At 48.2% G+C, this 1,909-nt stretch carries 1 protein-coding gene; it reads left to right on the top strand.

All coding sequences use genetic code 11. From position 1 onward, the window contains the following. Positions 1-408: 408 nt before the first annotated feature. Positions 409-1,824, top strand: coding sequence for a group II intron reverse transcriptase/maturase (gene ltrA, locus ACFQZG_RS27525; protein WP_378157950.1), 1,416 nt, complete (start codon positions 409-411; stop codon positions 1,822-1,824). Positions 1,825-1,909 lie beyond the last annotated feature (85 nt).

Genomic DNA, 1,909 nt, shown 5'->3' with positions numbered 1-1,909 from the left:
TTATGTGTGCCACGCATGACGATTAACTCGGCGGTGAAAGTCCGCTGTGGGGGCTTGTAGTTGCCAACCACTAGCCAAGAGCAAGGGTGTCCATCGCGAGGTGGAATCTGAAGGAAGCTGGAGGCAAAATTCCGACCCGAGGAACACGAACATCATCAGGCATCAGGCATGGGATGAGTTTGCATAACAAAACGAAGTCCAATTAACTACACGGACGTGCCAATGTAAATGATGCGGGTACATGGAAGGAAAGTGAATCGTCTTACCGTGGGAGGTCTCATGGACGTGAGGAGATGAACTTCAAATCACGGTTGAAACAAGATTTATCATGAGAAGTCAGCAGAAGCCATAGTACCTCGGATCGTCGACATCCCGAGGGAAGGGCTGAACCTAAGGAGGTGTCGGTCAATGAAGGTTACTAAAGCAGGAGTCAAGTACAGCCAACATCTCGGAAGGGGTGGCTCCAAGCAGAAGAATAGTGCGGAACACGAAGGATATGCCGGAGCGTACAATCCTGCGAAGATAACTGAAACGGACAGCACCAACGTAAACGTGTCGGAGGAAAGACTGCTTGAGCAAATCGTGAGCAGCCACAACTTGAATGAAGCATTCAAGAGAGTGAAAGCGAACAAAGGATCTCACGGGATCGACGGGATGAAAGTGGATGAACTTCTGCAACACCTCAAAGAGAACGGAGAGACACTCAAGCGGTCGATCCTAGACGGTAATTACCGTCCGAATCCCGTTCGAAGGGTAGAAATACCTAAGGAGAACGGAAAGAAAAGAAATTTGGGAATTCCAACGGTCGTTGACCGAGTCGTTCAGCAAGCCATTGCTCAAGTATTAACGCCAATCTACGAGAAGCAATTCTCGGAGAACAGCTTCGGCTTCCGTCCCAAACGGAGCGCGCATGAGGCCATAAGGAAAAGCCAAAGCAACGCACAGGAAGGATACACGTACGTCGTTGACATGGACTTAGAGAAGTATTTCGATACCGTAAACCAAAGTAAACTGGTTGAAGTGATGTCGAGAACGATTAAAGATGGGCGGGTCATCTCGCTCATCCACAAGTTCCTGAAAGCTGGCGTTGTCGTGAAGCACAAGTTTGAAGAGACCGAAATCGGCGTTCCGCAAGGGGGCAATTTGAGCCCTATATTGAGCAATATTATGCTGAACGAACTGGACAAGAAACTGGAAAGCAGAGGACACCGGTTCGTCCGATACGCCGACGATCTGCTCATCTTCTGCAAAAGCAGAAAGAGCGCAGAACGGACGCTAACGAACATCCTTCCGTTTATCGAGAAGAAACTATTCCTCAAAGTAAACCGGGAGAAGACGGTCGTGGACGAGGCGACAAGAGTTAAATTTCTTGGATTCTCATTCTACAAACGAGATGGTGGGGCAAAGGTCCGAATACACCCGAAATCCGTGACAAAGATGAAAGCGAAGATAAAAGAACTTACATCGCGAAGCAATGGATTAGGAAACGAAGACCGAGCAGAGAAACTCAGACGCTACATAACGGGATGGGTAAACTATTTCAAAATAGCGGATATGAAGTATCTGCTACAGACCACTGATAAATGGATGAGAAGGCGAATCCGCATGATCTACTGGAAGCAATGGAAGCGAGTGAAAACGAGGTTTGCAAACCTAAAGTCACTCGGTATCCGGAGCCAACAAGCATGGGAGTATGCCAACACAAGAAAAGGCTACTGGAGAACATCCAACAGCCCAATCCTCTCCACGTCCCTCGGAAACAACACCCTCAAGCAACTTGGATTCGTATTCTTTTCAGATTATTACCGGCAAGTTACAACGTAAACTTAGGAACCGCCGTATACCGAACGGTACGTACGGTGGTGTGGGAGGTCGGCTACTCAAATAATGGGTAGCCTCCTACCCGATT

Source organism: Cohnella sp. GCM10027633 (assembly GCF_042675445.1).
Classification (GTDB): Bacteria; Bacillota; Bacilli; order Paenibacillales; family Paenibacillaceae; genus Cohnella.
This window is presented reverse-complemented; position numbering and strand designations above follow the sequence as displayed.